Origin of the sequence: Haemophilus parainfluenzae (assembly GCF_003252725.1) — a bacterium.
Classification (GTDB): Bacteria; Pseudomonadota; Gammaproteobacteria; order Enterobacterales; family Pasteurellaceae; genus Haemophilus_D; species Haemophilus_D parainfluenzae_L.
This window is the reverse complement of sequence record NZ_QEPO01000004.1, coordinates 185,529-192,157: the sequence shown is the minus strand read 5'-3', so window position 1 is coordinate 192,157 and position 6,629 is coordinate 185,529. Positions and strand designations below refer to the sequence as shown.

General features: G+C 42.1%; 6 protein-coding genes. 2 read left to right on the top strand and 4 right to left on the bottom strand.

All coding sequences use genetic code 11. The features are described from left to right. Window positions 1-63: 63 nt before the first annotated feature. From fusA to rpsL, 3 genes are all read right to left on the bottom strand, one after another. Window positions 64-2,166, bottom strand: a complete 2,103-nt coding sequence (fusA, locus tag DPV85_RS06810) for an elongation factor G (RefSeq protein WP_111327498.1) — start codon at window positions 2,164-2,166, stop codon at window positions 64-66. A gap of 84 nt (window positions 2,167-2,250) precedes the next feature. After that, window positions 2,251-2,721 (bottom strand): 30S ribosomal protein S7, encoded by a 471-nt coding sequence (rpsG, locus tag DPV85_RS06805; RefSeq protein ID WP_005699184.1) that lies wholly within the window; start codon window positions 2,719-2,721, stop codon window positions 2,251-2,253. A 146-nt stretch (window positions 2,722-2,867) separates the two neighbouring features. Next, the gene (gene rpsL / locus DPV85_RS06800; protein ID WP_005543325.1) at window positions 2,868-3,242 is read right to left on the bottom strand and encodes a 30S ribosomal protein S12; all 375 of its coding nucleotides are present in this window, start codon (window positions 3,240-3,242) and stop codon (window positions 2,868-2,870) included. Between the two features lie 258 nt (window positions 3,243-3,500). Here rpsL and DPV85_RS06795 point away from each other — a divergent pair, with 258 nt between their 5' ends. Together DPV85_RS06795 and dusA are read left to right on the top strand one after the other, a co-directional pair. Next, window positions 3,501-4,886: a chloride channel protein gene (locus DPV85_RS06795; protein WP_111327497.1), complete on the top strand. Its 1,386-nt coding sequence runs from the start codon at window positions 3,501-3,503 to the stop codon at window positions 4,884-4,886. 3 nt (window positions 4,887-4,889) lie between these two features. Further along, on the top strand, window positions 4,890-5,876 hold the full coding sequence (dusA, locus tag DPV85_RS06790) for a tRNA dihydrouridine(20/20a) synthase DusA (RefSeq protein WP_111327496.1): 987 nt from the start codon (window positions 4,890-4,892) through the stop codon (window positions 5,874-5,876). 70 nt (window positions 5,877-5,946) lie between these two features. Here the strand turns inward: dusA and ribB are convergent, their stop codons facing one another. Next, window positions 5,947-6,594, bottom strand: a complete 648-nt coding sequence (ribB, locus tag DPV85_RS06785; RefSeq protein WP_111327495.1) for a 3,4-dihydroxy-2-butanone-4-phosphate synthase — start codon at window positions 6,592-6,594, stop codon at window positions 5,947-5,949. Window positions 6,595-6,629 lie beyond the last annotated feature (35 nt).

Below are 6,629 nucleotides of genomic sequence, written 5' to 3'. Positions count from 1 at the left end.
GTTTAGTTTCCTAGAAAATGCTCTATAAGCCATTCGACTTATAGAGCGGATTGTTACAAAAAATTATTTTTTACGCGCTTCAATTACTGCAGCAGCAACACTTGTTGGCGCTTCAGCATATTTTAACGGTTCCATTGAGTATGATGCACGACCTTGAGTTTGTGAACGTAAGTCTGTTGCATAACCGAACATCTCAGAAAGTGGAACTTCTGCATCGATTTTAACAACGAATTCGTTCGCTTCTTGACCGTTAACCATAGCACGACGACGGCTTAAGTCACCGATTACATCACCAACATACTCAGGTGGAGTTTCTACTTCAACTTTCATGATTGGCTCAAGTAGAACTGGGTTTGCTTTAGCAAACGCTGCTTTAAATGCTAAAGAAGCGGCTAATTTAAACGCTAATTCAGATGAGTCAACATCATGGTATGAACCGAAGTGTAAACGTACACCAAGATCTACTACTGGGTAACCCGCTAACGGACCAGATTTAAGTTGTTCTTGGATACCTTTATCAACCGCAGGAATGTATTCACCAGGGATTACACCACCTTTGATTTCGTTTACAAATTCATAACCAGGACCTTCTGGATCTAATGGATATAAGTCGATAACAACGTGACCATATTGACCGCGACCACCAGATTGTTTTGCGTGTTTACCTTCCACATCGTTAACACGAGTGCGGATAGTTTCACGGTAAGATACTTGTGGTTTACCGATGTTAGCTTCCACTTTGAACTCACGTTTCATACGGTCAACGATGATATCTAAGTGTAACTCACCCATACCAGAAATAATGGTTTCACCAGATTCTTCATCAGTGTGAACACGGAATGAAGGGTCTTCTTGAGCAAGACGACCTAATGCAAGACCCATTTTTTCTTGGTCAGCTTTAGTTTTAGGTTCTACTGCTACAGAGATTACTGGCTCTGGGAATTCCATACGCTCGAGGATGATTGGTGCATCGATAGCACATAATGTATCACCCGTAGTTACATCTTTTAAGCCGATTGCTGCAGCGATATCGCCCGCACGAACTTCTTTGATTTCTTCACGCTTGTTAGCGTGCATCTGTACGATACGACCAAAACGTTCACGTTTTTGACGTACAGAGTTTAATACTGTATCGCCAGAGTTAATTACACCTGAGTACACACGGAAGAAGGTTAAGTTACCTACGAATGGGTCAGTTGCAATTTTAAATGCTAATGAAGAGAACGGCTCATCATCGCTTGCGTGACGTTCACCTTCAGTTTCATCTGGATTAATACCTTTGATTGCTGGAATATCAGTTGGTGCTGGTAAGTATTCAACAACCGCATCAAGCATTGCTTGAACACCTTTGTTTTTGAATGCAGAACCACAAGTTACCAAGATAATTTCATTTGCTAATACGCGTTGACGAAGACCTGCTTTGATTTCTTCTTCACTTAACTCTTCACCACCAAGATATTTTTCCATTAATTCTTCAGTTGCTTCAGCTGCTGCATCAACAAGGTTTTGACGCCATTCTTCACAAGCTGCTTGCATATCTGCTGGAATATCTTCATAAGTGAAGGTCATGCCTTGATCAGCATCGTTCCAGTTGATCGCTTTCATTTTGATCAAATCAACAACACCAGTGAAGTTTTCTTCTGCACCGATTGGAAGTTGAAGAGGAACAGCGTTCGCACCTAAACGAGTTTTAAGTTGCTCAACAACACGTAAGAAGTTAGCACCAGTACGGTCCATTTTGTTTACGAACGCAATACGTGGAACTTGATATTTGTTAGCTTGACGCCATACAGTTTCAGACTGAGGTTGAACACCACCAACCGCACAGTAAACCATTACCGCACCATCAAGAACACGCATAGAACGTTCTACTTCAACAGTAAAGTCTACGTGTCCCGGGGTATCGATAACGTTGATACGGTGTTGTGGGAACTGTTGTGACATACCAGACCAGAATGCGGTAGTTGCCGCAGAGGTAATGGTAATACCACGCTCTTGTTCCTGTTCCATCCAGTCCATTGTTGCTGCACCATCGTGTACTTCACCAATTTTGTGACTTACGCCGGTGTAGAATAAGATACGTTCAGTGGTAGTAGTTTTACCAGCATCAATGTGCGCACTAATACCGATATTACGATATCTTTCAATAGGGGTTGTACGAGCCATTATTATAACCTTGTTAAGTTTAATATCTGTTTATATAAGGGTAAGGCTTCATCGAGGATGAAGCCCTTAAATTTTAAAAGCGTATTACCAACGGAAGTGAGCAAATGCTTTGTTAGCTTCAGCCATACGGTGAACATCTTCACGTTTTTTCACTGCTGCGCCTTTGTTATCTGATGCATCAGATAATTCATTTGCAAGACGTAAAGCCATTGATTTATCACCGCGTTTACGTGCAGCTTCAACGATCCAACGCATACCTAATGCGTTACGACGAACTGGACGTACTTCAACTGGCACTTGGTAAGTAGAACCACCAACACGACGAGATTTAACCTCAACAGTTGGACGAACGTTTTCAAGTGCAATTTCAAATGCTTCTAAAGGTTCTTTACCTGTGCGTTCTGCAAGTTTGTCTAACGCACCGTAAACGATGGTTTCAGCAACGGATTTTTTACCGTCTACCATTAATACATTAATAAATTTTGCAAGTAACTCTGAACCGAACTTCGGATCTGGAAGAATCTTGCGTGGTTCAACACTACGACGACGTGGCATTGCGAATTTCTCCGTATATTTAATCTTCAGGATATCCAAAACTCTATAAAAATTAACCGCACTTTAAAGTGAGCTAATGTGATACTGGAGTTTCTGATTTAAATTTTTACTAATTTAGACGTTTGGCCTTACTTAACGGAGTTCCATTAAGCTTTAGGACGTTTAACGCCGTATTTAGAACGACCTTGTTTACGATCTTTAACGCCTGCACAGTCTAATGCGCCGCGTACAGTGTGGTAACGAACACCCGGTAAGTCTTTAACACGACCACCACGGATAAGCACAACACTGTGCTCTTGAAGGTTGTGACCTTCGCCGCCGATGTAAGAAGTTACTTCAAAGCCATTAGTTAAACGAATACGACATACTTTACGTAATGCTGAGTTCGGTTTTTTAGGTGTAGTTGTGTATACACGAGTGCACACACCACGTTTCTGCGGGCAAGCCTCTAATGCAGGAACGTTACTTTTTACAACCTTTTTCACACGCGGTTTGCGTACTAGCTGGTTGATAGTTGCCATTAAAAAAGCTCCAGTTTAAATGTTATTCATAATAGAATGTTTGTTACAAAATCTATCTCTCCATCCAATAGACAGAAGAAATAGACGCTGAATTTTAATGGTTTCGCCTCACATTGTCAATATTTAAACAGAAATAGGATCGCAAAGGATCGCTTGATAAAAAATCGACACAAAACTGACCGCACTTTCCCAAATCAATTGCCTGTATGTAGCTAGGGTTTTATAATTTCAAACAGAATTATTTTATTGGTAATCATTATGTTACGCTCATTCATTTTTCATTTACGTTATTTCTACCATAAAAAACTTCGACAAACCCATCGTATCTCTCATAAAACACTAGAATTCGTATGTTTACTGATTGGTGCGACGTTTGTTGCCCTCTTTTCCTTTGGATTTGCCAAGCTAGCCGATATCGGACTTGAATTTAATGCCTATTGGTCTGCTAAATACCCTCTCGCCGTTTGGATCGTTTTACCGCTTGGTCTTGCTTTCCTCACTTGGTTTACTGCCAAATACACGCCTTATGTTGGCGGCAGCGGTATTCCACAAGTGATCGCCTCCATCAATATTCCTTATAATGGTTATAAAACAAAATTGGTTGAATTTCGCCAAACTATTTGGAAAATTCCGCTTACTTTCTTTGCTATGGTTATCGGCGCGTCTGTTGGACGAGAAGGCCCTTCTGTTCAAGTCGGTGCGGCTGTTATGCTGAGTTGGGGAAATTTCTGTCGTAAATATAACTTTGCTTTCCGCGGATTAAGTACGAATGAACTCGTTGCAACGGGTGCAGCAGGTGGTCTTGCTGCCGCATTTAATGCGCCTTTAGCTGGCGTAATTTTTGCCATTGAAGAATTGGGTCGAGGCGTGATGTTACGTTGGGAACGCCGAGTATTGCTTGGTGTATTAGCTGCCGGTTTTATTTTAGTGGCGATTCAAGGCAATAGCCCTTACTTTCCTGCCTATAAAGGTGCAACAGCTATTCCCTATTTATATCTTTGGCTTGCTATTTGTGGCGTAGTTTGTGGCGTACTGGGCGGTATATTTGGGCGACTCCTTGCAAAAGGATTAGCGGGGCTTTCCCCACTCAAATGGCGTGACTGGATCCGTAAACACCCTATTTATGTGGCCTTATTACTTGGTTTAGTGTTGGCTGCTATGGGCACCTACAGCGAAGGGCAAACTTATGGAACGGGTTATAATGTGGTCGCCAGGGCATTGGAAGGACAACTCGTTTCGCCTGAAGTGGGGATACTAAAACTCTTCGCAACAGTTACGACGTATTGGAATGGTATCGCAGGTGGGATTTTTACGCCATCCCTCACTACCGGTGCAGGCATTGGCACCATGTTATGGGAAATCAGCAATGGCATGGTTGATCAACGCTTCCTCGTCATTTTATGTATGGCAGCCTTTTTAGCCGGCGGCACCCAATCCCCCGTGACAGCGAGTGTGGTTGTGATGGAAATGACAGGGGCTCAACCTGTGCTGATTTGGCTCTTGATTTCCAGTATCATTGCCTCCATAATTTCGCGCCAATTTAGTCCGAAACCTTTTTACCACTTTGCGGCTGGACGTTTCCGTCAACGAATGCAGGAACAACAAGCAGAAGATCTTCGCCGTAACGAGATTCAAGAGAAATAAAATATGTCAGAAAACCAACCGCACTTTTATCGTGGACGTTTTTCCGTTGCGCCAATGTTAGATTGGACGACACGCCATTGTCGCTATTTTCATCGTCAATTTAGTAAAAATGCGTTGCTTTATACCGAAATGGTTACGGCTCCCGCCATTATTCATGCGAAATACGATCATTTAGATTTTGATTTGCAAGAAAACCCGGTTGCCTTACAACTCGGTGGAAGCGATCCTGCTCAGCTTAAACATTGTGCCAAATTAGCCGAAGAAAGAGGCTATCATGAAATTAATCTGAATGTGGGTTGCCCTTCCGATCGCGTGCAAAATGGTATGTTTGGTGCTTGCTTAATGGCAAAAGCAGATTTAGTAGCAGAATGTATTGCAGAAATGCAACGTGTCGTGAATATTCCTGTGACCGTGAAAACGCGTATTGGCATTGATGATTTGGATAGCTATGAATTTCTCTGCGACTTTATCGAAAAAGTCCATCATGCAGGATGCCAAGAATTTATTGTTCACGCACGAAAAGCCTGGCTTTCAGGATTAAGCCCGAAAGAGAATCGCGAGATTCCCCCTTTGGATTATGAGCGTGTTTATCAATTGAAAAAAGACTTTCCGCAGTTGACCATTGCAATTAATGGAGGTATTAAAACCATCGAAGAAATGAAACATCATTTGCAATTTGTGGATGGTGTGATGGTTGGGCGTGAGGCTTATCAAAATCCGTCGTTATTGGGCTATATTGATCAAATGCTTTTTGATACTAATGCGGATATCGTCACACCAAGACAAGCGGTGGAAGCCATGTTCCCTTACATTGAAAAACAACTGAGCCAAGGTGTTTATCTAAATCATATCGTTCGACATATGCTCGGTGCATTTCAAAACTGCAAAGGGGCAAGACAATGGCGACGCTATCTAAGTGAAAATGCCTTTAAACAAGGCGCAGGAATTGAAGTGGTTGAAACGGCATTAAGCTTTGTGGAAACCAATTAAGACTAAAATGCAAAGTGCGGTCAGAATTTAACAGATTTTCTGACCGCACTTTTGTTTTCTGAGTATTTGATTAGCAATGATGTTTTTGACGATATGCCACTAAATCTTCAATCGTTAACACCGAATAACCAAATTTTTTCGCAAATTCGATAATTTCTGGTGCGCGAGCCATAGTGCCATCATCATTTGTGATTTCACAAATCACACCTGCCGGTTTAAAACCACTTAAACGTGCTAAATCAACTGAGGCTTCAGTATGACCTCGACGTGCTAAAACGCCGCCTTCTGCCGCTCGTAATGGGAAAACATGTCCAGGACGGTGAAGATCTGCCGGTTTTGCCTGATCTGCAATTGCCGCTTTGATTGTGGTGACACGATCTTGTGCCGATACACCAGTTGACACACCTTCTGCCGCTTCAATCGTCACGGTAAACGCGGTTTTATTCACGCTATTGTTATGCTCAACCATCGGTGGCAAATCAAGTTGTTTGCATTGTTCATCGGTGATACATAAACACACGATACCGCTGCCATAACGAATAAGTTTTGCCATTTGTTCTGGAGTAATGGTTTCTGCTGGGAAAATTAAATCGCCTTCATTTTCGCGATCTTCATCATCCAATACTAATACGCCATTACCTTGTTTGAATGCATTCAATGCGTTAATTACCCGTTCTTCGCCGGTCGCACCAAATGCAGATAAAATTGACTGATTCATCGTAATTTCCTTTGTTGTTACGTTAAAATTAACCA